Origin of the sequence: Martinezella lusitana (assembly GCF_010668395.1) — a bacterium.
Lineage (GTDB): Bacteria > Pseudomonadota > Alphaproteobacteria > Rhizobiales > Rhizobiaceae > Rhizobium > Rhizobium lusitanum_A.
The window spans coordinates 1-294 of the sequence record NZ_WUEY01000108.1; the positions used below are offsets into that span (position 1 = coordinate 1).

Consider the following 294-nt stretch of genomic DNA (forward strand, 5'->3'; position numbering starts at 1 on the left):
AGGACTCGAAGGTCATCGTCGCCATCAACAAGGACGAGGAAGCCCCGATCTTCCAGATCGCCGACTACGGCCTCGTCGCAGACCTCTTCGAAGCATTGCCCGAACTGCAAAAGGCGCTCTGAGCGCCTGATGATCTTTCATTTCGATTGCCGAGGGTAACGGGTTGCCATGACGAGCTATGTATTGACAGTGACGTGCCAGTCGACGCGCGGGATTGTTGCGGCGATATCGAACTATCTGGCGGATCAGGGCTGCAACATCGTCGATTCCAGCCAGTTCGACGATCTCGACACC

Annotated in this window: 1 protein-coding gene and 1 pseudogene; both read left to right on the forward strand. The window is 56.5% G+C overall.

Annotated features, from left to right (window positions below; all coding sequences use genetic code 11):
- Positions 1 to 122 (forward strand): annotated as a pseudogene (locus tag GR212_RS36750) (electron transfer flavoprotein subunit alpha/FixB family protein); the annotation flags it as partial.
- 46 nt (positions 123 to 168) lie between these two features.
- Positions 169 to 294: ACT domain-containing protein (locus GR212_RS36755; protein WP_163995058.1), on the forward strand; the 126-nt coding region annotated here is incomplete at its 3' end.